This is a genomic window from Halomonas campaniensis (assembly GCF_014193375.1).
In the GTDB taxonomy this organism is placed as follows: Bacteria; Pseudomonadota; Gammaproteobacteria; order Pseudomonadales; family Halomonadaceae; genus Halomonas; species Halomonas campaniensis.
This window is the reverse complement of the sequence record NZ_JACHZF010000003.1, coordinates 171361-195783: the sequence shown is the minus strand read 5'-3', so window position 1 is coordinate 195783 and position 24423 is coordinate 171361. Positions and strand designations below refer to the sequence as shown.

Here is a 24423-nt window from a genome sequence, read left to right as displayed (position 1 = left end):
GCAGGCTATTCACGGAAACATCATTTGCCTCGCCTGTCAGAATCGTCAGGATTCACAAGGAGCCTTCCATGAGCAGTTATTCCGGGGCTGCGGCCTACAAGCGAGGGGCCGGCGCCTATGCCCGGGTCGGGGTCGAGAGCGGCGTCATGTCCGCGAGCCCCCACCAGTTGATCGTGATGCTCTTCGATGGCGCCCTGGCCTCGATGCGTGCCGCCCGCATCCATATGCAGTCGGGCAACGTTGCCGAGAAGGGGAAGGCGATCTCCAAGGCGCTGGACATCGTCAACAACGGCCTGATGGCCGCCCTGGACGAGGAGAAGGGCGGGGAGGTGGCCTCTCGCCTGGCCTCCCTCTACGACTACATCTCCCGCCTGCTGCTGGCCGCCAACCTGCACAGCGACGAGAAGAGCCTGGACCAGGCCGAGGCGCTGCTCGAGGACGTGGCCTCGGCCTGGCGCGAGATCGGCAGCCAGGCGGGCAGGGAGTGACCATGCCGGCTCAGGTACCGCCGCGGGATGATTGCACCCGCCAGGACGTGCTGGTGGGCGCCTACGAGTCGCTTCTCGAGCGCTCCACGCGGATGCTCGCCACGGTGCGTGCCGCCGACTGGGACGGCCTGGTGGACCAGGAGACCCAGTACGTGGTGCAGGTGGAGCGGCTCAGCCGGCTGGATGCCGAGCAGCCACTGGATGACCGCCGTGCCGCCCGCAAGGCCGCGCTGCTGGAGCGGATCCTGGAGCAGGACCTCGAGATCCGTCAGCGCCTGATCGAGCGTCGTGACGAGCTGGATCGCCTGATCGGCAGCTCGCGCAAGCAGCTCGCCCTCTCCCGGGCCTATGGCCCGCAGCAGGGCGGGGCGACCACCATCCAGGCCGAGCAGCGCTTCGCCAAGAAGGTGCCGTGAGCGGGATCAACCCTCTCATCGATACCCTGCTGCACCAGGTGCTGGGCAAGCGGGTGGATACCCCGCCGCCCCGTGAACTCAACGAGCCGGTCCGTCCGGTCTCTCCCGCCGATGCCCCCCGGGCCCTGCACAGCGACTCGCGGCTCGATGCCCGTGCCCGCTCCCCGCTGGTGCCCGAGGCCGCGCGACCCCAGCGCGAGCCCGGCCAGGCGCCGGCCGCGGTTCGCCCTGCCGGCGATGCCCCGCCGGCCTCCACCCAGATCCACTTCACGCCCTCCGCCCGCTCCATCGCCGATGTGCTGCTGCGCTTTCCGGCGCCGCCCTCCTCGGTTCAGCCGGCACAGCCGCTGGTGTTACCCGGCGAGGCGCCGGCGGCGGGCCAGCTGGCCGAGCGGCTGCAGGGCAGCGTGCGCGACAGCGGCCTCTTCTACGAGTCTCACCTGGCGCGCTGGTACCGCGGCGAGATGCCCCGCGACCAGCTGCTGCGCGAGCCCCAGATGTGGCGCACCCAGGCCTTCACGCCGGCCCCGGCGCCCGTCGGTGGCCAGGCGGCGTCGCCCTTGCAGCTGCCGCTGCCCTTGCCGGCGAGCGAGGCGGCTCGGGGCGGCATGGCGGGGGCGGAGCGCCCGGCCAGTCAGCCGGCCGCCGCGGCAGCGCCGTCATTGGCAGCGGGTGCCCCGCCGGCCTCCGGCGCCCCCGCGGGCGCTGCCGCTCCGGCCAGCCCGGTGCCTGCGGCCACCGCCCCGGTGGCGGAGGGCCGCGAGGTGGCGGCCTCTGCCCAGTCAGCCGCTGGCGGCCTGGAGTCGGCGGCCCGGCCGGTGCGTGACCCCGTCCAGGAAAGCCTTCAGGGCATCGTGCGCCATCAGCTGGAACTCCTGGTCACGCCGGTGCTGCGCTGGGAGGGCGATGTCTGGACCGGGCTCTTCATGGCGCTGGTCATGCACCTTCCTCCAGGCGAGCAGGGCGAGCCGGGGCGGGAGGAGCAGGACGAGGGCGAGGAGCGGGAGCGCCAGGGGTGGCGCTCCGAGATGACCCTCCGGGTGGCCGGGCTGGGCGAGGTGGGGGTCAGCCTGTGGCTGCGCGAGCCGCGGCTGGACCTGGACCTCACCGCCGCCGAGGCGGCCGTTCGGGATGAGCTGGCCCGGGGTGTGGAGAGGCTCCAGGCGCGCCTCGAGGCCTGTGGCCTGGCCGAGGTCCATGTGCGGATCAGGACTGCGGAGGAAGGGCCGTGAGCGACAGGACGCCCGAGCAGCGGCGCCGCGCGGTGGCCCTGGCCTACCGCGACGGCGACGATGCCCCCCGGGTGGTGGCCAAGGGCTACGGCGAGATCGCCGAGCGCATCATGGCCGAGGCGCGTCGCCAGGGCATTCACGTGCACGATGCCCCCGAGCTCGTTGGCCTGCTGATGGGGCTGGACCTGGACGAGCGCATTCCCCCGACCCTCTACCAGGTGATCGCCGAGCTGCTGGTCTGGGTGCGCGAGATCGCCGAGCAGTCGGAGGAGGGGTCTCGAGTTGAGTAACATCATGTAAAATTTAGTTGTCGTAGAGTAAAAGTCCAAAGCATGCTTTGTCTCTTTCGTGACACATGATGATCTGCTTCATCATAGAAGGATGATTTCTCTCATTCTTTTTTTTTAATATGACCTGGGTCACCTTCCTTGCTTACGCCTACCACTTTCGGGTGAGTTGCATCGCCCCCGCATTCCCCCACAATCGTTCACATTCTGACCAAGTCGTCCAGAGAGACGTCGGGAACCGTCAAGCCTGCTCGAGCCGGATCGGCCGAGTCGGGCGACAAGAAGAATGCTGTGTGCGGCGCATTGTCGCGCAGCCTACAACTTGGCGTTAGGGAACCATGCAAAATATTGACCTCCTGGACGAGATCGAGGAAATCAATCTCGCCTATCTGCTGCTGGCCCAGCGGATGCTCCACAGCGATCGCGTCTCGGCGATGTTTCGCCTCAAGATCGACGACGAGATGGCGGACCTGCTGCTGACCCTGGGGGCCCGACAGCTGGCCCGCCTGGCACGGACCAACCAGCTGCTCTGCCATTTCGGCCACGACAGCGCCGACCGGCTTCGCCAGGTGACCGAGAACCCCCGCGACCAGGGGCTGGGCCGCTTCCATGCATCGCTGCTGATGGCCTCCCGCGCGGGTGCGCTGTCTGCCGCCGAGGGGGCCTGAGCCATGTCGCAGAAGAGTCTGGTAAGCGAGATGCAGCAGGTCCAGCTGGCCATCGACCTCATCGAACTGGGGGCCCGGCTCCAGGTGCTGGAGACCGAGACCGAGATCAGCCGTGCCAAGCTGATCAAGCTCTACAAGGAGGTGCGCGGCATGTCCCCGCCCAAGGGGATGCTGCCCTTCTCGGCCGACTGGTTCATCACCTGGCTGCCGAATATCCACTCCTCGCTGTTCTACAACATCTACCTGCGCCTGCGGGAGGATCACGGCTGCGAGCGAATGGAGGCCTTCGTGCGGGCCTTCCGGCTCTACCAGGAACAGGTCCAGCTCGACGGTGCCGAGACCGTGCTGGGCCTGACTCGGGCCTGGACCCTGGTGCGCTTCTTCGAGAGCGACCTGCTGCAGCTTTCCGGCTGCACCCGCTGTGGCGGCCAGTTCGTCGCCCACGCCCACAGCCCCGCCCACGACTACGTGTGCGGCATCTGCCAGCCCCCCTCCCGGGCCGGCAAGACCCGCAAGCGCCAGCAGGAGGCCGTTGCCTCCCGGCAGGCCGCGAGACGCCGCGCCTGCTGACGTCACCGCGGAGTCACTTCCCCGACCGGCGCCCCTTCTCGGGGCGCCGTCTTTTTCTGAGCTCTCTTCCCTCAAGTCTGCCCGGGGGCGGCCGATACCCACAGTGACGTCCCCGTCGTGGTGGCCCTGCCGGGCCGGCGTGCCGGGACACGATCGCGGGCCAGTTAGCACGGCTCGCGGATCAGGTGACACTTGGTGAGCAAAGGATTCCGGCTGTGCTGATACCCCTTGGATATATCGTCGTCATCCTCTGCGTGTTCGGCGGCTTCGTGCTGGCCGGCGGCAGCCTGGGGCCGATCTTCCAGCCCACCGAGCTCCTGATGATCGGTGGCGCGGGCATCGGTGCCTTCATCGCCGCCAACAACGGCAAGGCGATCAAGGCGACCTTCCGCATCTTTCCCCGCCTGCGGCGCTCCGCCAAGTACGACAAGGCGCTCTACATGGAGCTGATGGCCCTGCAGTACAAGCTGCTGGCCAAGATTCGCCGCGAGGGCATGCTGGGCATCGAGCGGGACATCGACAATCCCCAGGAGAGCGCCCTGTTCAGCGAGCACCCCCAGGTGCTCTCCGACCCGATGATCATGAACTTCCTCACCGACTACCTGCGCCTGATGGTGAGCGGCAGCATGGAGCCCATGGAGCTCGACGAGCTGATGCTCCACGAGATCGAGGCCTTCGAGGCCGAGGCGCATATCCCGGCCGACGCCATCGCCAAGGTGGGCGATGCCATGCCGGCCTTCGGCATCGTCGCGGCGGTGCTGGGGGTGGTGAAGGCGCTGAGCACCGCCGATGCCGGCCCCGACGAGATGGGCCAGATGATCGCCCACGCCCTGGTCGGCACCTTCCTGGGCATCCTGATGGGCTACGGCTTCATCAACCCCCTGGCCAGCCGCATCGAGCGCCAGGCCAAGGAGGCCGAGAAGGTGCTGCAGTGCATGCGGGTCACCCTGCTGGCCAGCCTGCACGGCTATGCGCCGCAGCTGGCGGTGGAGTTCGGCCGCAAGGCCCTGCACAGCGCCGATCGTCCCGGGTTCAGCGAGCTCGAGGAGTACGTGCGCAACGCCAAGTCGGGCCCGGGTAGCGCATGAGCGCGGCAGGCGAGCGGCGCCCGATCATCATCCGGCGCAAGAAGGTCGTCCACCAGCACCACGGGGGGAGCTGGAAGATCGCCCTGGCCGACTTCATGACCGCCCTGATGGCGCTGTTCCTGGTGATGTGGATCCTCTCGGCGGCAAGCCCCGAGCAGCGCGAGGGGGTGGCGGAGTACTTCCGCACCCCGCTGGTCACGGCCATCACCGGCGGTGACGGCAGCGCCCAGACCAGCAGCGTGATTCCCGGCGGCGGACCGGACCCGGTGCACTCCGAGGGCGAGCGGGCGCGGATCGACATGCGCACCCAGACCCGGCCCAGCGAGGTGCAGCGCAACTTCTTCATGGACCTGCAGCGGCGCATCGAGTCGGCGATCCAGGAGGACCCCGAGCTGCGGCACCTGCGCAGCCAGCTGCGCTTCGACATGACCCGGGAGGGACTGCGCATCCAGCTGCTGGATACCGAGCAGCGGCCGATGTTCGACGTGGGCAGCGACCGGGTCGCCCCCTACATGCGCAACCTCTTGCGGACCATGGCGCCGCTGCTCAACGAGCTGGATAACGACCTGAGCATCGGTGGCCACACCGACAGCATGCCCTACGCCGGGGGCTATCGGGGCTACAGCAACTGGGAGCTCTCCAGCGACCGGGCCAACGCCTCCCGGCGAGAGCTGGTGGCCGGCGGCCTTGACTCGGCGAAGCTGCTGCGGGTCTCGGGCTTCGCCGACCGGGTGACGCTGCCCGAGCGCGAGCCCATGGACCCGGCCAACCGGCGCATCGAGCTGCTGGTGCTGTTCCCCGATGTCAGCGAGCAGATTCGCCGCCCGGCGCTGCTGGACGGGCCGGGCATGCCCTCGCCCGCGGCCAGGCTCGGGGGCGGCGACGTCGACCTGGCACCGGTGGAGGCGTTTGCCGAGAGCCTGCGCCAGGCCCTCGGCGGAGAGGCGGCCCCCGAGGCCAACCTCTAATTCACGAGCAGGATGTGCGGATGGATATCACCGATTTCTACGACACCTTCTTCGAAGAGGCCGAGGAGCTGCTCGCCGACATGGAGCGCCACCTCCTCGAGCTGGACGTCGAGGCGCCCGATGCCGAGCAGCTCAACGCCATCTTCCGCGCCGCCCACTCCATCAAGGGCGGCGCCGGGACCTTCGGCTTCGACGTGCTGCAGAAGACCACCCACCTGTTCGAGAACCTGCTCGACCACACCCGCAAGGGCGAGCTGACCCTGCGCCGGGATATCGTCGATACCTTCCTGGAAACCAAGGACATGCTCAACGACCAGCTGGACGCCTACCGCAACGGCGACGAGCCCGACCAGGCCGCCTTCGAGCGCATCTGCCAGACCCTCCAGCAGCTGGCACTGGAGGAGATCGGCCAGGGGCTGGAGGGGGCGCCGGCGCCCAGGGAGACCAAGCCGGAAACGGCGGAAAGCGGGACGGCCTCCCGTTCCACCGCCCAGGACGAGGCGGTTCCCGATACCGCCGGCGCGGCACCGGCGCCTGTCGCGGACGCCGAAGGCGGTGCCCTGGTCGTGGCGCTGCTGGGCGTCAGCGACGACGACCGTCAGCTGCTGGTCGAGGAGCTGGAGCAGCTGGGCGAGATCCGCTGCCAATCCGGTGACCAGGCCCGCTACGAGGTGGTGCTGGCGACCACCGCCAGCGCCGACGATATCGAGGCGGTGATGTGCTTCATCGCCGAACCGGAGCAGGTGGAGGTCAAGCCGGCGAGCGCCGAGCCTAGCGCCCCGGCCGAGCCGACCGCCGCTCCCGAGGCGAGCGCTCCGTCGGCCGCCGTCGAGTCGGCCCCGGCACCCGCCGAGGCCAGTGCCGCGCCGCCGGCTTCCGACAGGCCCAAGGCGGCGCCCCGCGCCAAGCCCGCCTCCAAGGGCAGCGCCGAGTCCACCTCGATCCGCGTCTCGGTGGACAAGGTCGACCAGATCATCAACCTGGTGGGCGAGCTGATCATCACCCAGTCGATGCTCGACCAGACCGTGAGCGAGCTGGGTGGCGTGGGCAACGGCTCGCTGCTCAACGGCATGAGCCTGCTGCAGCGCAACGCCCGGGACCTCCAGGAAGCGGTGATGTCGATCCGCATGATTCCCATGGACTTCGTCTTCAGCCGCTTCCCGCGGGTGGTGCGCGAGACCTCGGCCAAGCTCGGCAAGGAGATCGAGCTGGTCACCGAAGGGGAGTCCACCGAACTCGACAAGAGTCTGACCGAGCGGATCATCGACCCGCTGACCCACCTGGTGCGCAACAGCCTCGACCACGGTATCGAGCCGCCCGAGGAGCGCGAGGCCCAGGGCAAGCCGCGCACCGGTCGGCTGACCCTCTCGGCCCGCCACCAGGGCGGCAACATCCTCATCGAAGTCATCGACGACGGCGCCGGCCTCGATCGCGACCGGCTGCTGGCCAAGGCGCGGGAGAGCGGCCTGCCGGTCTCCGACACCATGAGCGACGACGAGGTGTGGCAGCTGATCTTCGCCCCGGGGTTCTCCACCGCCAAGGCGGTGACCGATGTCTCCGGTCGCGGCGTGGGCATGGATGTGGTCAAGCGCAACATCCAGGGGATGGGCGGCCACGTGCAGATCATGTCGCGCCGGGGCGAGGGGACGACGATCCGCATCGTGCTGCCGCTGACCCTGGCGATCCTCGACGGCATGCTGATCAAGGTGGGCCAGGAGGTCTTCATTCTGCCGCTCTCCACGGTGCTGGAGTCGCTGCAGCCGGCCCGCGAGGACCTCTACTCCATGGCCGGCGACGATGTGGTGCTCAAGGTGCGGGACGAGTACCTGCCGGTGGTGGCCGTCCACGAGGCGCTGGACGTCCAGGGGGCGCGCACCGAGCTCACCGAGACCATCGCCGTGATCGTGCAGGGCGAGGGGCGTCGCTATGCGTTGCTGGTGGACGACCTGGTCGGCCAGCAGCAGGTGGTGGTGAAGAACCTCGAGACCAACTATCGCAAGGTCCCCGGCATCTCCGCGGCGACCATTCTCGGCGATGGCAGCGTGGCGCTGATCCTGGATATCGCCGGCCTGCATCGCCTGGACCGAACCAAGCGGGAGGCGCGCCGCCCGAGCCGCGCGCCTGCCAACGATGACCAGCTCTTCCGTGTGGAAGGAGACAGCCAATGACCAGCCTGAATGCCAATGCCGCCATGGCGGCTGCCGAAGCCCAGAACCGCGAGTTCCTGGTGTTCTCCCTGGGGGACGAGGAGTACGCCATCGACATCCTCAAGGTCCAGGAGATCCGCGGCTACGAGAACGTCACCCGCATCGCCAATGCGCCGGACTTCATCAAGGGGGTGACCAACCTGCGCGGCGTGATCGTGCCCATCGTCGACCTGCGCATCAAGTTCCACCTCGAGCGGGTGGAGTACGGCGGCCAGACGGTGGTGATCGTGGTCAACGTGGCCGACCGCGTCGTCGGCATCGTGGTGGATGGCGTCTCCGACGTCATGACCCTCACCCCGGAGCAGATCAAGCCGGCGCCGGAATTCGGGGTGACCCTCTCCTCCGACTTCCTCAGCGGCCTGGGCAGCCTGGACGACCGCATGCTGGTACTGGTGGACATCGACAAGCTGCTGACCAGCGAGGAGATGGCGCTGGTGGAGAAGGCCTCGGACTGACGCCGGGTCGCGTTGCCGGCCGCCGGGCTCAAGTAGACCCGGCGGCCGCCGATAGAACATTCATCACCAACACTCGTTATCAATAACAAGCAAGACCGAGGGACGCATGCAGGGACTGTCGACGACGAAGAAGCTCTGGGGGCTTTTGGGGGTAATCTGGCTGGCCATGCTGCTGCTGGTCGGCTGGGGGGCCTGGGAAAACCGCCAGACCATGCTGGCCGAACGCAAGGCGGCGCTGGGTGACAGCATCGACATGGCGATGAACGCCATCGCCGGCCAGGCCGAGCGGATGGCCGATGGCGAGCTGGACGAGGCCGAGGCCAGGAGCGTGGCGGCCGCCATGGTGCGCGACATGACCTACGACCAGGGTCGCGGCTACATCTATATCTTCAACGAGGCCTATGAGCTGCTGGCCCACCCGCGCCTGCCGGTGGGCACCTTCGTCGGCGACTTCCAGAACGAGGAGGGGCGTTACCTGTTCCGCGAGTTCGTGGAGTCGGTGCACCAGGACGACGGCTTCGTCGACTATCTCTGGGCCCACGAGGAACAGGGGGGGCTGGCCGAGAAGTCCTCCTTCCACGGCTACTACGCGCCCTGGGGCTGGGTGGTCGGCACCGGGGTCTACATCGACGACATCGACGCGGCCTTCCTGGAGTCGCTGATCGGCAACCTGCTGTCGCTGCTGGCGGTGGGCCTGCCGCTGACGCTGCTGATGGGCCTGGTGATCCGCGATATCTCCCGCCGCCTGGGCGGCGATCCGCGCTATGCGGCGGAGGTGGTGCGCCATATCGCCGACGGCGACCTGACCCGCGATGTCAGGCTCGGCCGCGCCGAGGGCGAGAGCCTGCTGCACGACATCGACCGGATGCGCGCCACCCTGGCGGCCACCATCGGCGACATCCACCGCAGCGCCGACGAGCTGGGGGAGGCCGTGGACGAGCTCAGCGCCGGCAACGACGAGCTGGCCACGCGCACCGAGCAGCAGGCGGCCTCCCTGGCCGAGACCGCCTCGAGCATGGAGCAGCTCACCGCCACCGTGAAGCAGAACGCCGAGCACAGCGACCAGGCCCGCGAGCTGGCCGGCAGCTCGGCCAGCAGCGCCGAGCGGGGCCGCGAGGCGATGAGCGGCGTGGAGGCCTCCATGGCGGCGATCAACGAGAGCGCCACCCAGATGATCACCATCGTCGACACCATCGACGCCATCGCTTTCCAGACCAACATCCTGGCGCTCAATGCCTCCGTCGAGGCGGCCCGCGCCGGCGAGCACGGCCGCGGCTTCGCGGTGGTGGCCGAGGAGGTGCGCAAGCTCGCCAGCCGCAGCGCCGATGCCGCCCGGGAGATCAAGGGGCTCATCGAGACCTCCGGCGGCCAGGTGGAGGAGGGCAGCCGGCGGGTGGAGGAGGCCGGCGAGATCATTGCCGGCATCGCCCGGGAGATCACCCAGCTCAGCACCCTGGTCGGCGATATCTCCGCGGCCTCCCGGGAGCAGAGCCACGGCATCGAGCAGGTCAACGACGCCGTGTCGCAGATGGATCGCATGACCCAGCAGAACGCTGGCCTGGTCGAGGAGCACACCCTGGCCTCCCAGCGCCTGGCCACCCAGAGCCACCGCCTGCGCGATCACGTGCTGCGCTTCCGGACCGGCGGCGAGGCGGCGCGGCCGGCCGCCTCGGCCTCAGCCGAGCCCGAGTCTCACGCGGTACTTCCGGCGCCGCAGCGGCAACCGGCGCTGGCCGAGAGCTGAACCGGCGGCACCCGACGCCCCCTGGCGCCAGGGGAGGAGAGCCGGCCGACAGATGCCGCCCCTCCCGGAACATGACGGGCGGCTCCGGCCCGCTCGCAGCAGACACAAGGTGGCAGCGTGAAGCGACTGATCAAGCGGATCTTCGACAACATGACGGTGCGGCTGAGCTGGTTCCTGGTACTGGGCACCTTCTTCGTGCTGATCCTGATCCTCAGCTTCCTGGGGCTCCATGTCCTGGGTCAATCCGGCGCGGCCATGGCCGAGCTCGCCCCCCATGCCGGCGAGGCTGGCGCCCGGCACCAGCAGGCCTTCGCCGAGCTCTCCGCCACCCTGCGGCTCGCCATCCTCGGCGTGCTGGCGGCGGCGGTGCTGACCACCCTGGCGGTGGTCTGGGGTGTCACCGTCAACGTGCTGCGGCCGCTGTCGCGGGTGGTGACCCACTTCGACACCATGGCCAAGGGGGACCTCTCGGTGCCCATCGAGCACCTGGGCAACAACGAGATCGGCTGGCTCTACGCGGCGGTCGAGACCATGCAGCAGAGCCTGTCGCACACGGTGGGAACGGTGCGACGCAGTAGCGATGCCATCTACCAGGGCTCCCAGCATATCGCCAACGGCAACAACGACCTCTCGGCGCGCACCGAGCAGCAGGCGGCGGCGCTGCAGGAGACCGCCTCCAGCATGGAGGAGCTCTCCTCCACGGTGAAGCAGAACGCCGACAACGCCCGCCATGCCAGCCAGCTGGCCGGGGAGGCGTCGCGCACGGCCGGGGATGGCGGCCAGGTGGTGGGCGAGGTGGTCACCACCATGCACGAGATCAGCCAGAGCTCCCGGCAGATCACCGAGATCATCAAGGTGATCGACTCGATCGCCTTCCAGACAAACATCCTGGCGCTCAACGCCTCGGTGGAGGCGGCCCGGGCCGGCGAGCAGGGCCGCGGCTTCGCGGTCGTGGCCGGCGAGGTGCGCAGCCTGGCCGGCCGCTCGGCGGACGCCTCCCGGGAGATCCGCGGACTGATCGAGGCCTCGGTGGCCCGCGTCGAGGCGGGCACCCAGCGGGCCGACCGGGCGGGCCAGACCATGGAGGAAATCGTCGCCGCCGTGCAGAAGGTGAGCGACATCATGGATGAGATCGCCTCCGCCTCCCAGGAGCAGAGCCACGGCATCGACCAGGTCAACCTGGCGGTGGCCCAGATGGATCAGGTGACCCAGCAGAACGCGGACCTGGTGCAGCAGGCCGCCGCGGTGGCCAATCAGGTGGAGGCCGAGGCGGAGCGCCTGACCGGCGCGGTGGCGGGGTTCCGGGTGCCGCCGCGGGCCGGCGAGGCCCCGGAGGCGGTGCGGCCGGGCGACAGCCTGGCCCGCTGGATGCCGGCGCTGATGCCGGCCGCCGCCGCGCGGCCGGTGACAGACGGCGCGTCGCGAAAGGCCGACCCCGACCGGGAGTGGGAGTCCTTCTGACCCCGGGACCGAATGTGGCGGCTAGCGCCGGGCAAGGCCCCGCGCTGGCCGCCGACCCATAAGCCAACCAGAAGAGCGGCGCCGAAAGTCGCCAAAGGGAGCAGACGATGCGCGATAACCAGCCAGTCACCGGGCACGAGTACGAGCTCAAGGACGATCATTTCCTGATCTCGCGGACCGACCTCAAGGGGCGGATCACCTATGCCAACCCGGCCTTCGTCGAGGTCAGCGGCTATGCCCACGAGGAGCTGATCGGCTCGCCCCACAACCTGGTGCGCCATCCCGACATGCCGCCGGAGGCCTTCGCCAACCTCTGGGAGACCCTGGCGGAGGGCCAGAGCTGGCGCGGCCTGGTCAAGAACCGCCGCAAGAACGGCGACCACTACTGGGTGGATGCCAGCGTCACGCCGATCATCGAGGACGGCACCCTGGTGGGCTACGCCTCGGTGCGGGTCAAGGCGACACGCGAGGCGATCGACCAGGCCGAGGCGGCCTATGCGCGGATCCGCGAGGGCAAGGGCCGGCACCTCAAGCTGGTGCGCGGTCGCCTGCGTCGCCGCGGGCTGCGCGGCGCCCTGGCGCGCATCAATCTGGGCACCGTGCGTGCCCGCATCACCCTGATGGTGGGCGTGGCCGCCCTGCTGCTGGTGGCCAGTGGCGGGATGGGGCTGTTCGGCCTCCAGGCCTCCGGCGAGCGGCTGGCCGAGCTCAACCGTGACGGCCTCGAGGACGTGGTGCGTCTGCAGCAGATCGGCCAGCTGGTCAGCGAGGCCCCCCAGAGCCTCTCCGGCCAGGAGCGCATGGCGCTGCTCAACATCCGCCACGAGCTGGCGGCGGGCCTGGAGCAGACCGTCGAGCGGGTAGAGGGCATCTGGGCGGACTTCATGGCTCGGGAGGTGAACCAGGCGCCCGAGACCCGCGCCTTCGGCGAGGCGCTGCACACCTACCTGCAGGAGGGGCTGCTGCCCGTGGCGGGCTCGCTCACCGGCGAGGCCTTCGACGCCATGATGGCCCTCAACAACGACGCGCCTGAGCTCCTCGAGACCTCGGCCGAGCTGACCGCGTCCGTCAACGCGCTGATCCAGCGCGAGCGGCGTGCCGCCCAGGCCATGGCCGCGGCCGCCGAGGCGGGCCAGCAGCAGATGTTGATGATGCAGCTCGGGGTGCTGGTCGCCGGCCTGCTGCTGCTGGTGCTGCTGGGCGCCCTGCTGCTGCGGGCGGTGATGCGTCCGCTCACCCACGCCATCGACTTCACCCTGCAGATCGCCGCCGGAAACCTGGCGGCCCGGGTGCCCGAGCGGCGCCGCGACGAGGTGGGACGCCTGCTGGGGGCGCTGGACGTGATGCGCAAGAGCCTGGGCAGCATCGTCGGCGACGTTCACTCGGGCATCAAGGTGGTGACCCCGGCGGCCCGCGACATCGCGGTGGGCAACGACGATCTCTCGTCGCGCACCGAACAGCAGGCCGCCTCGCTGCAGCAGACGGCGTCGAGCATGGAGGAGATGACCACCACCGTGCAGCAGAACACCGACAACGCCCGCCAGGCCAGCGGCCTGGCCACCGAGAACGCCACCCGGGTGCGCGAGACCGGCGAGCTGATGCACGACGTGGTGGCCACCATGGGGCGGATCACCGAGAGCTCGAAGAAGATGGCGGAGATCATCGATGTCATCGACTCCATCGCCTTCCAGACCAACATCCTGGCCCTCAACGCCTCGGTAGAGGCGGCCAGGGCCGGCGAGCAGGGCCGCGGCTTCGCGGTGGTGGCCGGCGAGGTGCGCAACCTGGCGGGGCGCAGCGCCGATGCCGCCAAGGAGATCCGCGCGCTGATCGACGGCTCGTCCAAGGAGATCGGCGCCGGTGCCGCGGTGGTACAGCAGGCCGAGTCCGCCATCGAGGCGGTGGTCGCCGCCACCACGCGGGTCAACGACATCATGGGCGAGATCTCCTCGGCCTCCGAGGAGCAGAGCGGTGGCATCATCCAGATCAACCAGGCCATCACCGAGATGGACCAGGTCACCCAGCAGAACGCCGAGCGGGTCCAGGCCACGGCCCGGGCGGCCATGGAGCTGGAGCGCCAGGCCGAGCAGCTGGCCATCGCCGTGACCGCCTTCCGCACCCGGGGGGCGGGCATGGAGCAGGCGCCGAGCCTGGCCGAGCGGCGCGGGTCGGACGACGGCCAGGCCGGTGAGCGCCAGCCCGAGTCGCCCCGGGCCCGGCCGACGGTCTCCCGCGAGGCCACGCAACGGCCGGTGCGCCAGCCGGCCGCCGACGTCGAGGAGTGGGAGGAGTTTTGAGCGAGCCGAGGGAACAGCCGGCCTTCGCCGCCGGCGGCTGGTCATCCAGCGGGGCCATGGAACGGGACCTGGAGCTCACCGATGCCGACTTCACCCGCATCCGCGAGCTGATCTACCGGCGGGCCGGCATCGTGCTGGCGGAGCACAAGCGCGAGATGGTCTACAGCCGCCTCGCCAAGCGGCTGCGCCACTACGGCCTGACCCGCTTCGGGGACTACCTGGCGCGCCTGGAGCGCCAGCCCGAGGCGCGGGAGTGGGAGGCGTTCACCAACGCCCTGACCACCAACCTGACCGCCTTCTTCCGCGAGGCCCACCACTTTCCGCTGCTGGCCGAGCATGTGCGCAGCCGCCCAGGGCCGATCCGGATCTGGAGCGCGGCGGCCTCCACCGGCGAGGAGCCCTACTCCATCGCCATGACCCTCGCCGAGACCCTGGGGTCGCGGGCGGGCGAGGCCCGGGTGGTCGGCACCGATATCGACACCGAGGCGCTGGCCCGGGCGCGGGCCGGCATCTATCCGCTGGAGCAGGTGCACAAGCTCGAGGAGGCGCGTACTAGGCGGTTCTTCCAGCGCGGCACCGGGCGCCAGGCGGGACTGGCGCGGGTGCGCCCCGACCTGCGGGCCATGGTGGAGCTCGAGCCCCTCAACCTGCTGGCGCCGGGCTGGCCGCTCAAGGGGCCCTTCGATGCGATCTTCTGCCGCAACGTGATGATCTACTTCGACAAGGCGACCCAGGCCCGAATCCTGGAGCGCTTCGCCCCGCTGCTCAAGCCCGACGGCCTGCTGTTCGCCGGCCACTCCGAGAACTTCTCCTACATCACCAAGGCCTTCCGGCTGCGGGGCCAGACGGTCTACACCCTGGCGTGAGCCATTCGCGCCGGCTTCCCCTCCCGCCGTCCTCGGGCGGCTAAAGTCTTCTCGCCGCCTGCCGATAGTCCCATCAGAGTCCAGATCCTGCGGGGCTGCCTGTGTGCAGTGTCACGCCGAATGAGAGGAGGCCTGCCTTGAGTGCAGCCAGGATAAGGGTGCTGTGCGTCGACGACTCGGCGCTGATTCGTGACCTGCTCAGCGAGATCATCAACAGCCAGCCCGACATGGAGGTGGTGGCCGTGGCGCCGGACCCCCTGGTGGCCCGGGACCTGATCAAGCGCCACAACCCGGACGTGCTCACCCTGGACGTGGAGATGCCGCGCATGGACGGCCTCGACTTCCTGGAGCGGCTGATGCGCCTGCGCCCCATGCCGGTGCTGATGGTCTCCTCGCTGACCCAGGCCGGCTCGGAGGTGACCCTGCGGGCCCTGGAGCTGGGCGCCCTGGACTTCGTGGCCAAGCCCTCGCTCGGCATTCGCCACGGCATGCTGGAGTACGCCGAGGAGATCGCCGAGAAGATCCGTGCCGCGGCCCGCTCGCAGCCCCAGCGGGCCCGGCGCCGCGACGAGCCGCCGCCGGCGCGCCTCAAGGCCCCGCTGGTCTCCAGCGAGAAGCTGGTGATCATCGGCGCCTCCACCGGCGGCACCGAGGCGATCCGCCGCGTGCTCGAGCCGCTGCCGGCCAACAGCCCGGCGATCCTGATCACCCAGCACATGCCCGGCGGCTTCACCCGCTCCTTCGCCGAGCGGCTCGACCGGCTCTGCCAGATCCGCGTCAAGGAGGCCGAGGAGGGGGAGCGAGTCCTGCCCGGCCACGCCTACATCGCCCCGGGGGATGCCCACCTCAGGCTGGCCCGCAGCGGCGCCAACTATGTGGCGCGGCTGGATGACGGGCCGCCGGTCAACCGCCACCGGCCCTCGGTGGATGTGCTCTTTCACTCGGCGGCCACCCAGGCCGGACGCAACGCCATCGGCGTGCTGCTGACCGGCATGGGCAAGGACGGCGCCGCCGGCCTGCTGGAGATGCGCCAGGCCGGGGCGCCGACCATCGCCCAGGACGAGGCGAGCTGCGTGGTGTTCGGCATGCCGCGGGAGGCCATCGCCCTGGGCGGCGCCGCCGAGGTGGTGACGCTTGACGAGATCGCCCCTCGATTGATGGCGCTGGTGGCGGCCTCCGGCCGGGCCCAGCGGGTGTAGCACACGACAACGACGCCACAACACAGGAAGCAGCGGAATGACTCGACTCATGCGCAACATCAGCATCCACGCGGCCATGGTCGCCGTCCTGGCCTGCTTCTTGGCCTTCATCGCGGTGATCGCCGGGATGGGGGTCGTGGCCGACCGCAATGCCGGCAGCACCCTGCAGACGCTGAGCCTGATCAGCGACCAGCAGCTCAACGAGGTCAACCGCGGCGATGCCCTGATGAACGTGGGGCGCAACCATCTGGAGGTCGCCTCCAACCTGATCATGATCGGCCGGATGGGTCAGGCCAGCGGCCACCTGGACAGCGCCCTGGATCGCCTGGACCGGGCCGAGGCGCGCGTCAGCAACTTCGCCGATAGCCCCAAGACCGACCAGGGGGAGGCCATGGCCGAGCGCGTGGAGACCGCCTTCGCCGCGGTCTTCGAGCTGCTGCGCCGGCAGCACACTGCCCTGGACCAGCTCGACACCACCACCTTCAACCGCCTGCGCGAGGAGCTCGAGGCGCCCGTCGCGGCGCTGGATGCGGCCATGACCGAGTTCGTGGCCTACGGTTTCGATCGGACCGACGCCATGATGCGCGAGTACGACCTGCAGACCGACCGTTTCACCTGGGTCGGTCTGGGTCTGCTGGTGCTGATCGGCCTGCTGGTGGTGGGGATCTATGCCGGGCTGCGCACCATCATCATCCGCCCGCTGGATGCCGCCGTGGAGAACCTCGAGGCCATCGCCCGGGCGGACCTCTCCCGGGAGATCCAGGTGCGCGGCCGCAACGAGATCGGCCGGCTGTTCGCCGCCATGCGCGAGATGCAGCAGAGCCTGACTGGCATCGTCGCTCAGGTGCGCGACGGCAGCGGCTCCATTCACGTAGGCAGCCGCGAGATCGCCAGCGGCAACGCCGACCTCTCCTCGCGCACCGAGCAGCAGGCCGCCTCGCTGGAGGAGACCGCGGCGAGCATGGAGCAGATCACCGCCACGGTGAAGCAGAATGCCGACAACGCCCGTCAGGCCAGCGGCCTGGCGCTGGACGCCTCCGGCACGGCCACGCGGGGCGGCGAGGTGGTGGAGCGGGTGGTCACCACCATGCACGGCATCTCCGAGAGCTCCCGCAAGATCGCCGACATCACCGGGGTCATCGACTCCATCGCCTTCCAGACCAACATCCTGGCCCTCAACGCCTCGGTGGAGGCGGCCCGGGCCGGCGAGCAGGGCCGCGGCTTCGCAGTGGTGGCCGGCGAGGTGCGCAACCTGGCCAGCCGCAGCGCCGATGCAGCCCGCGAGATCAAGGGGCTGATCGAGGGCTCGGTCGCCCAGGTGCAGGAGGGCTCGACGCTGGTCGAGCAGGCCGGTGAGACCATGCAGGAGGTGGTGGCGGCGGTGCGCCGGGTCACCGACATCATGGACGAGATCTCCGCGGCCTCCCAGGAGCAGAGCGACGGCATCGAGCAGGTCAGCCAGGCGGTGGGCCAGATGGACCAGGTGACCCAGCAGAACGCGGCCCTTGTTCAGCAGGCGTCCGCCGCCGCGGCCTCCCTGGAGGAGCAGGCGGCCCGCCTGGAGCAGGCCGTGGCGGTGTTCCGCCTGGCCGGCATGCCGGCCCCGAAGGCCCGCATCGCCACCGAGGCCGAGCCGGCGCCCGCCCGCAGCGAGGCCGCCCCGCAGGAGGGCGCGCCGGCGCAGCGACTGCCGTCGCCGACTCGCCGCCCTGCGCGCCGGGAGGCGGTGACCGAGGACGAGTGGGAAGAATTCTGAACCATGGCCGGCGGCTCAACCGCCGGCATGCAAGACGCTATCGAGAGGAAAGCCAATGGCAGACAAGAACATGAGCATCCTGGTGGTGGATGACTTCCCGACCATGCGCCGCATCGTGCGCAGCCTGCTCAAGGAGCTCGGCTTCACCAACGTGGAGGAGGCCGAGGATGGGCAGGACGCCCTGAACAAGCTCAAGGCGGGCGGCTTCCAGTTCGTGGTTTCCGACTGGAACATGCCCAACCTCGACGGCCTGGAGATGCTCAAGCAGATCCGCGCCGACGACGGCTTGAAGCACCTGCCGGTGCTGATGGTCACCGCCGAGGCCAAGAAGGAGAACATCATTGCCGCGGCCCAGGCCGGCGCCAACGGCTATGTGGTCAAGCCCTTCACCGCGGCCACCCTCGAAGAGAAGCTCAACAAGATCTTCGAGAAGCTGGGCATGTGATGCGAGGGCCCCAGGCCCGACCGAAGGAGAGAGGATGATGAGCCCGAACGAAGCGTTCGAGACCGGCAAGGGGGCCCCCAGCGACGACCTGGTTCAGCGCATCGGGCACCTGACGCGCATGCTGCGCGAGAGCATGCGCGAACTGGGGCTCGACAAGGAGATCGAGAAGGCCGCCGAGGCGATTCCCGATGCCCGCGACCGGCTGAGCTACGTGGCGACCATGACCGAGCAGGCGGCGGAGCGGGCGTTGAACGCCATTGACCGCGCCCAGCCGCTGCAGGAGGACCTGGGCGAGCGGGCCGAGGCCCTGGACGGCCGCTGGGCCGAGTGGTTCGCCGAGCCCAAGTCGCTGGACGAAGCGCGCGAGCTGGTGACCGAGACGCGGTCGTACCTCGCCGAGGTGCCGCAGAAGACCCAGGCCACCAACAAGGAGCTGCTCGAGATCATGATGGCCCAGGACTTCCAGGACCTGACCGGCCAGGTGATCAAGAAGATGATGGACGTCATCCGCGAGATCGAGAGCCAGCTCGTCCAGGTGCTGATCGACAGCGTGCCCGAGGGCGAGAAGCGCGACGACATGCAGCGCCTGGCTGACGATCGCCGCCACAAGGACGCCAGGAAGCGCGACGAGGAGCTGCTCAACGGCCCCCAGATCAAGCCAGATGGTGCCGATGTGGTGAGCAGCCAGGACCAGGTCGACGACCTGCTGGACCAGCTGGGGTTCTGATCCCCGCCCCCTGGCACGCGCCGAGAGTCGTGAAATAGCTCGCGATTATCGGCGCTTTTTGACGTATCACCCCTTCCCCCACCTCCCCACAATGGCCAGGGTCCGTAAGACTGTCCCGACGAGTGGCCATGGCCGACCAGAGCAGCGATCAGGAAAAGACCGAACCGGCCACGCCGCGACGCCTTGAAAAGGCGCGCGAGGAGGGGCAGGTCGCCCGTTCCCGGGAGTTGACCACCTTCATGCTGCTGCTGGGCGGCGTGGCGGGGCTGTGGGGCATGGGCGCCATGCTCTACGACCAGCTGGGGATGGTGATGGAGCAGGCCTTCCTGTTCGAGCGCCGCCACGCGCTGGAAACCACGCCGATGCTCAGCCAGGCCCTGGACCTCGGCAGCCGCACGCTGATGGCGATGCTGCCGCTGTTCTTGCTGCTGGCCGTGGTGGCCCTGGTGGCGCCGGCCCTGCTCGGCGGCTGGCTGATCTCGGCCAAGTCGCTGAAGCCTCAAGCTTCCAAGCTCAACCCGCTCAAGGGGCTCAAGCGTATGTTCGGCGTCCAGGCCCTGGTGGAGCTGGCCAAGGCCATCGCCAAGTCGCTGCTGGTGGGCGGCGTGGCGGTGACCTTCCTGTGGAGCCAGCGCGGCACCTACATGGGCCTGATGGACCAGCCGATCCAGCAGGCCCTGGCCAACGCCCTGGAGCTGGCAGCGCTGGCCTGCGGACTGATCGTGCTGACCCTGCTGGTGGTGATCCTGATCGACGTGCCCTACCAGCTGTGGAGCCATGCCAAGAAGCTGCGCATGAGCAAGGAGGAGGTCAAGCGCGAGCACAAGGAGTCCGAGGGCGACCCCCACGTGAAGGCGCGGATCCGCCAGCAGCAGCAGGCCATGGCCCGGGGCCGGATGATGAGCCAGGTGCCCGAGGCCGACGTGATCATCACCAACCCGACCCATTATGCGGTGGCCCTGAAGTACGAGGAGGCCGGCATGGCGGCGCCGCGGGTGGTGGCCAAGGGGGCCGATCAGGTCGCCCAGCGCATCCGCGAGCAGGGCGAGGAACACGGGGTGCCCAGGCTCGAGGCGCCGCCGCTGGCCCGATCGCTCTATCACCATGTGGATCTCGATGCCGAGATCCCGGAAGCACTCTACACCGCTGTGGCGGAGGTCCTGGCCTGGGCCTTCCGGCTGCGGCGGGTGTCACAGGAGGGGGGCGACGTGCCACCGACACCCGAGGATCTGCCGGTGCCCGACGCGTTGGCAGTGCCGGGACCCGCTGACGAGGCGACACCATGAAGGCCTGGAGCGACTACCTGGGCCGCGGCGACTGGCTGGCCAACGTGCCCATGAAGGTGCTGGCCGGGCCGCTGCTGATCCTGTTCGTCATGGCGATGCTGATCCTGCCGCTGCCACCCATCGCGCTGGATCTCTTCTTCACCTTCAACATCGCCCTGGCGGTGATGGTGCTGCTGGTCAGCATGTTCACCGAGAAACCACTGGACTTCGCGGCCTTCCCCGCGGTGCTGCTGTTCACCACCCTGCTGCGGCTCTCCCTCAACGTGGCCTCCACCCGGGTGATCCTCATGGAGGGCCACCAGGGCGGTGACTCCGCCGGCAAGGTGATCGAGGCCTTCGGCCAGTTCCTGGTGGGCGGCAACTTCGCCGTGGGCCTGGTGGTGTTCCTGATCCTGATCGTCATCAACTTCATGGTCATCACCAAGGGTGCCGGGCGCATCGCCGAGGTGGGCGCCCGCTTCATGCTCGACGCCATGCCCGGCAAGCAGATGGCCATCGATGCCGACCTCAACGCCGGCCTGATCGGCGAGGATGATGCCCGCAAGCGCCGCGCCGAGGTGGCCCAGGAGGCTGACTTCTACGGCTCCATGGACGGTGCCAGCAAGTTCGTGCGCGGCGATGCCATGGCCGGCCTGGTGATCATGGTGGTCAACATCATCGGCGGCCTGCTGATCGGCATGCTGCAGCACGGCATGGACTTCGGCAGCGCGGCCCGCACCTACACCCTGATGACCATCGGCGACGGCCTGGTGGCCCAGATCCCGGCGCTGGTGATCTCCACCGCGGCGGGCGTCACCGTCTCCCGGGTCAACACCGACCAGGACGTCGGCCAGCAGATGATCAGCCAGCTGTTCGTCAATCCCCAGGTGATGATCCTGGCGGCAGCGGTGATGGGCCTGCTCGGCATGGTGCCCGGCATGCCCAACTTCGTGTTCCTGCTGTTCACCGTGCTGTTGGGCGGACTGGCCTGGTACCTGATCCGCCAGAAGGAGAAGCAGCAGGTGGCCGAGGAGCTCTCCGCCGAGCTGCCGCCGGCGCCGGAGGCCCCCGAGGCCAGCTGGGACGACGTCCAGCTGGTCGATACCCTGGGGCTGGAGGTGGGCCACCGGCTGATCCCCCTGGTCGACCAGCGCCAGGAGGGCGAACTGCTCGGCCGGATCAAGAGCGTACGCAAGAAGTTCGCCCAGGACGTCGGCTTCCTGCCGCCGGTGGTGCACATCCGCGACAACCTCGAGCTTGGCCCCAGCACCTATGTGATCAGCCTGAAGGGGGCCGAGATCGGCCGCGCCGAGGCCTTCCCCGGCAAGTGGCTGGCCATCGACCCCGGCCAGGTCTCCGGCGAGCTGCAGGGCACCCCCACCCGGGATCCGGCCTTCGGCCTGCCGGCGGTGTGGATCGACAGCAGCCAGCGCGAGCACGCCCAGGTCTACGGCTACACCGTGGTGGATGCCAGCACGGTGGTGGCCACCCACCTCAACCACCTGCTGCATCGGCATGCCCCGGAGATGCTGGGGCGTGCCGAGGTGCAGAAGCTGCTCGACAAGCTGGGCGAGGAGCAGAAGTCGCTGGTGGAGGAGGTGGTGCCCAAGGCTCTCTCCCTGACGGTGTTCCAGCGCATCCTGCAGAACCTGCTCGAGGAGGAGGTCTCGATCCGCGACCTGCGCACTATCCTCGACACCCTGGCCGAACATGCCGGGCAGCAGCAGGATGCCGCCGAGCTGACCGCCCTGGTGCGCATCGGCCTGGGCCGCGCCATCACCCAGCAGTGGTTCCCCGGCGACGAGGAGCTGCGGGTGATCGGCCTGGAGGCGCAGCTGGAGCAGGTGCTGATGCAGGCCATGAACGGCAGCGGAGCCCTGGAGCCGGGGCTCGCCGAGACCCTGATGGCCCAGGCCGAGAAGGCCCTGGAGCGCCAGGAGGCCAGCGGCGAGCCGCCGGTGCTGGTGGTGCAGCACGCCCTGCGTCCGGTGCTGGCGCGCTTCCTGAGGCGGCGGCTGCGCCACCTGGTGGTCATGTCCCAGGCGGAAATTCCCGATGACCGCACCCTGCGGGTCACCCAGCTGGTCGGCGGACAATGAGCGAGAGGCACAGCGAGTCAATGAGCGTTTTGCGATTCACCGGGGCCAACAGCCGCGACGCCATGCGCCAGGTGCGGGCTGCCCTGGGCGAGGATGCCCTGATCCTGGCCAACCGGCGCACCGAGGCGGGAGTCGAGGTGCTGGCCATGGCCGAGCCCTCCGTGACTCAGGCGCCGATGCCGGCCGCGCCCGGCGCGGGCCAGGATGAGGCCTTCCAGGCGATGAGCGCCCGGCTGCTGCAGGAGATGCAGGAGATGCGTAGCCTGCTCGCCGCCCAGCGTCCGGAGACGGCAGCCGACACCCCCCGGCAGCGCCTGTCAGGCTGGCTGGCCGAGTCGGGCTTTTCCCGCCCGGTGGCCGACGAGGTGCTGGCCGGCCTGCCCGAGTCGCTGGCGGACGGCGACGAGGAGAGCTGGCTGGTGAGCCGCCTGGCGGGCCGGCTCCCGGTGCAGGAGGACGAGCTGGCGCTGCTCGATCGCGGCGGCATCCTGGCGCTGGTCGGCCCCACCGGGGTCGGCAAGACCACCACCGCCGCCAAGCTGGCGGCCCGCTTCGTGATGCGCCACGGCCCGGACCAGGTGGCGCTGGTCTCCACCGATGGCTTCCGGATCGGCGCCCACGAGCAGCTGCGCATCTATGCCGAGCTGCTGGGCATACCCATGCACGGCCTGGACCTCGACGAGCCCCTCGAGGCGCTGCTGCCGGCGCTGGCCGACCGGCGGTTCGTGATCATCGATACCGTGGGCATGAGCCAGCGCGACCAGCGCGTCATCGATCAGGTGGCGCGACTCCAGGGCGGGGCCGCCGTGCGGCCGGTGCTGCTGCTGAATGCCGCCAGCCAGCCGGAGGCCCTGGAGGAGGTGATCACCAACTATCGCAAGGCGGCCCGCGCGGCCGGCCTGGCCCTGGATGACTGCGTGATCAGCAAGCAGGATGAGGCCGGCAGCCTGGGGCCGCTGCTCGATGCGCTGATGCGCCACGGCCTGCGGCTGCTGTTCGTGGCCCACGGCCAGCGCGTGCCCGAGGACCTGGCCGTGGTCGAGGCGGAAACCCTGGCGCGCCAGGCGCTGGCGGTGCGCCGTGCCGCCGGGCGGCAGGCCCTTCCGGCGGCGGGGGTGACGACGCTGCTGGGCCAGGGCCGGCGCCTCGCCGTGCTGCTGGCCGCCCTGCGCGATCGGATTCCCGGCTTCCGCGACCTGGAGGCCGCCTGGGCGCTGGCCGGGGTGCCGCCCAGCCTGCAGGCGATGCGCCTGGACGCCCTGCTGGCCCGGGCCGAGCCGCCACGCGGCAGCCGCGTCTGGATGCCGCGTGCCCGGGTGCGAGGCGAGGAGTGGTCCCAGCCGGACCTGTGCCTGGATCCCGCCGGACAGTGGTCCGCGCTGCCACGGCCCCAGCACCTGGTGCCGGCCGGGGAGCGCGAACGACTGGCCGAGGCCGAAGCCGCGGGCCCGCTGGGCGCCCACCTGCTGGCGGGGCTGCCGGGCGAGGCGGCCCGCGGCTGGCTGGCCGAGCGGAGGCGCGACTGGGTCGCCCAGGTGCGGGGCAGCCTGCGCGTCGAGGCCGGCGGTGAGCGCCACTCCCTGGCGTACCTGGAGGCGGCCATGACACCCCGTCAGCCCCGGGGCGTTCGCTGGCGGGGCCGCGAGGCGGAGCTCAGGCTGGCCGCATGCCCGGTCACCCTGGGAAGCGAGCCGGCCCCGCTGCGCGCCTGGCGTGGCGAGCTGGTCGATCTCGACAGCGGCCGCTCCCTGAAACGCTGCTACTGGCTGGCCCCCGAGGCGCTGCGGGGCCGGGCGGTGCCGCTGCTGCTGGCCCAGCTCGCCGCCGATGCGCTGCCGGCGCTGACCCGCCGGGCGAACCGCCGACTGGCGGAGGTCGACCCCGCCATGGCGCCGGCCCTGCGCCTGACCCTGGCGGCGGGCCTGGCCGCGGTGGCGGTCCAGCTGGAGGCGAGCGGCGAGGCCTGGGCGATCTCCCTGCGCGCCGAGCTGCTGGGCCTGCTGGGGGGGCGGCGCCGCGGCAACGCCGAGACGCTGCTGGAGGCGCTGCTGCATCTGGGGCTCGCCCGGGAGGCGCTGCGTGAGCTGGGGTCGGTCGGGCTCGAGGGGTTGCACTGAGATGGGCATGGATCAGGCGGCGGGACTGAGGCAGTGGGCCTCGCAGCAGGCGACGGGCAGCGGAGGCT

General features: G+C 70.0%; 21 protein-coding genes. All 21 read left to right on the top strand.

Annotated elements, in window-relative coordinates; all coding sequences use genetic code 11:
• Positions 1–68: 68 nt before the first annotated feature.
• The 21 genes from fliS (at position 69) to flhF (ending at position 24355) form a co-directional block, all read left to right on the top strand.
• On the top strand, positions 69–488 hold the full coding sequence (gene fliS, locus BDK63_RS02880; protein ID WP_183329817.1) for a flagellar export chaperone FliS: 420 nt from the start codon (positions 69–71) through the stop codon (positions 486–488).
• Between the two features lie 2 nt (positions 489–490).
• On the top strand, positions 491–904 hold the full coding sequence (locus BDK63_RS02875) for a flagellar protein FliT (protein ID WP_183329816.1): 414 nt from the start codon (positions 491–493) through the stop codon (positions 902–904).
• Complete coding sequence (gene fliK / locus BDK63_RS18745) at positions 901–2136, top strand: flagellar hook-length control protein FliK (protein ID WP_183329815.1); 1236 nt, start codon at positions 901–903, stop codon at positions 2134–2136. Before BDK63_RS02875 ends, fliK begins: the two co-directional genes overlap by 4 nt.
• On the top strand, positions 2133–2426 hold the full coding sequence (locus BDK63_RS02865) for an EscU/YscU/HrcU family type III secretion system export apparatus switch protein (RefSeq protein WP_183329814.1): 294 nt from the start codon (positions 2133–2135) through the stop codon (positions 2424–2426). Before fliK ends, BDK63_RS02865 begins: the two co-directional genes overlap by 4 nt.
• 335 nt (positions 2427–2761) lie before the next feature.
• Entirely contained in the window at positions 2762–3091 is a 330-nt protein-coding gene (flhD, locus tag BDK63_RS02860; RefSeq protein WP_183329813.1) for a flagellar transcriptional regulator FlhD, read from the top strand.
• Positions 3092–3094: 3 nt separating this feature from the next.
• Positions 3095–3661 (top strand): flagellar transcriptional regulator FlhC, encoded by a 567-nt coding sequence (gene flhC, locus BDK63_RS02855; RefSeq protein WP_183329812.1) that lies wholly within the window; start codon positions 3095–3097, stop codon positions 3659–3661.
• A 215-nt stretch (positions 3662–3876) separates the two neighbouring features.
• On the top strand, positions 3877–4749 hold the full coding sequence (gene motA / locus BDK63_RS02850; RefSeq protein ID WP_183329811.1) for a flagellar motor stator protein MotA: 873 nt from the start codon (positions 3877–3879) through the stop codon (positions 4747–4749).
• The gene (motB, locus tag BDK63_RS02845) at positions 4746–5717 is read left to right on the top strand and encodes a flagellar motor protein MotB (RefSeq protein ID WP_183329810.1); all 972 of its coding nucleotides are present in this window, start codon (positions 4746–4748) and stop codon (positions 5715–5717) included. The genes motA and motB overlap by 4 nt, the downstream gene beginning before the upstream one ends.
• Positions 5718–5737: 20 nt before the next feature.
• A complete protein-coding gene (gene cheA, locus BDK63_RS02840) occupies positions 5738–7885 on the top strand; it encodes a chemotaxis protein CheA (RefSeq protein WP_183329809.1) in 2148 nt (715 codons plus the stop codon).
• Positions 7882–8379: a chemotaxis protein CheW gene (gene cheW / locus BDK63_RS02835; RefSeq protein ID WP_183329808.1), complete on the top strand. Its 498-nt coding sequence runs from the start codon at positions 7882–7884 to the stop codon at positions 8377–8379. Before cheA ends, cheW begins: the two co-directional genes overlap by 4 nt.
• Positions 8380–8485: 106 nt before the next feature.
• A complete protein-coding gene (locus BDK63_RS02830) occupies positions 8486–10123 on the top strand; it encodes a methyl-accepting chemotaxis protein (protein ID WP_183329807.1) in 1638 nt (545 codons plus the stop codon).
• A gap of 117 nt (positions 10124–10240) precedes the next feature.
• The gene (locus BDK63_RS02825; protein ID WP_343065262.1) at positions 10241–11584 is read left to right on the top strand and encodes a methyl-accepting chemotaxis protein; all 1344 of its coding nucleotides are present in this window, start codon (positions 10241–10243) and stop codon (positions 11582–11584) included.
• 107 nt (positions 11585–11691) lie between these two features.
• On the top strand, positions 11692–13881 hold the full coding sequence (locus tag BDK63_RS02820) for a methyl-accepting chemotaxis protein (protein ID WP_183329806.1): 2190 nt from the start codon (positions 11692–11694) through the stop codon (positions 13879–13881).
• A gap of 56 nt (positions 13882–13937) precedes the next feature.
• On the top strand, positions 13938–14747 hold the full coding sequence (locus BDK63_RS02815; RefSeq protein WP_183329836.1) for a CheR family methyltransferase: 810 nt from the start codon (positions 13938–13940) through the stop codon (positions 14745–14747).
• 137 nt (positions 14748–14884) lie between these two features.
• Positions 14885–15946, top strand: coding sequence for a protein-glutamate methylesterase/protein-glutamine glutaminase (locus BDK63_RS02810; RefSeq protein ID WP_183329805.1), 1062 nt, complete (start codon positions 14885–14887; stop codon positions 15944–15946).
• 37 nt (positions 15947–15983) lie between these two features.
• Entirely contained in the window at positions 15984–17702 is a 1719-nt protein-coding gene (locus BDK63_RS02805) for a methyl-accepting chemotaxis protein (RefSeq protein WP_183329804.1), read from the top strand.
• A gap of 55 nt (positions 17703–17757) precedes the next feature.
• The gene (gene cheY / locus BDK63_RS02800) at positions 17758–18147 is read left to right on the top strand and encodes a chemotaxis response regulator CheY (protein ID WP_183329803.1); all 390 of its coding nucleotides are present in this window, start codon (positions 17758–17760) and stop codon (positions 18145–18147) included.
• A gap of 37 nt (positions 18148–18184) precedes the next feature.
• The gene (gene cheZ / locus BDK63_RS02795; RefSeq protein ID WP_183329802.1) at positions 18185–18874 is read left to right on the top strand and encodes a protein phosphatase CheZ; all 690 of its coding nucleotides are present in this window, start codon (positions 18185–18187) and stop codon (positions 18872–18874) included.
• A 128-nt stretch (positions 18875–19002) separates the two neighbouring features.
• The gene (flhB, locus tag BDK63_RS02790) at positions 19003–20160 is read left to right on the top strand and encodes a flagellar biosynthesis protein FlhB (RefSeq protein WP_183329801.1); all 1158 of its coding nucleotides are present in this window, start codon (positions 19003–19005) and stop codon (positions 20158–20160) included.
• Positions 20157–22238 carry a flagellar biosynthesis protein FlhA gene (gene flhA / locus BDK63_RS02785; RefSeq protein WP_183329800.1) on the top strand — a complete coding sequence of 694 codons (2082 nt, stop codon included), beginning with the start codon at positions 20157–20159 and terminating at the stop codon, positions 22236–22238. The genes flhB and flhA overlap by 4 nt, the downstream gene beginning before the upstream one ends.
• 20 nt (positions 22239–22258) lie before the next feature.
• Positions 22259–24355, top strand: a complete 2097-nt coding sequence (gene flhF / locus BDK63_RS02780; RefSeq protein ID WP_183329799.1) for a flagellar biosynthesis GTPase FlhF — start codon at positions 22259–22261, stop codon at positions 24353–24355.
• The last annotated feature ends 68 nt before the right edge of the window (positions 24356–24423 follow it).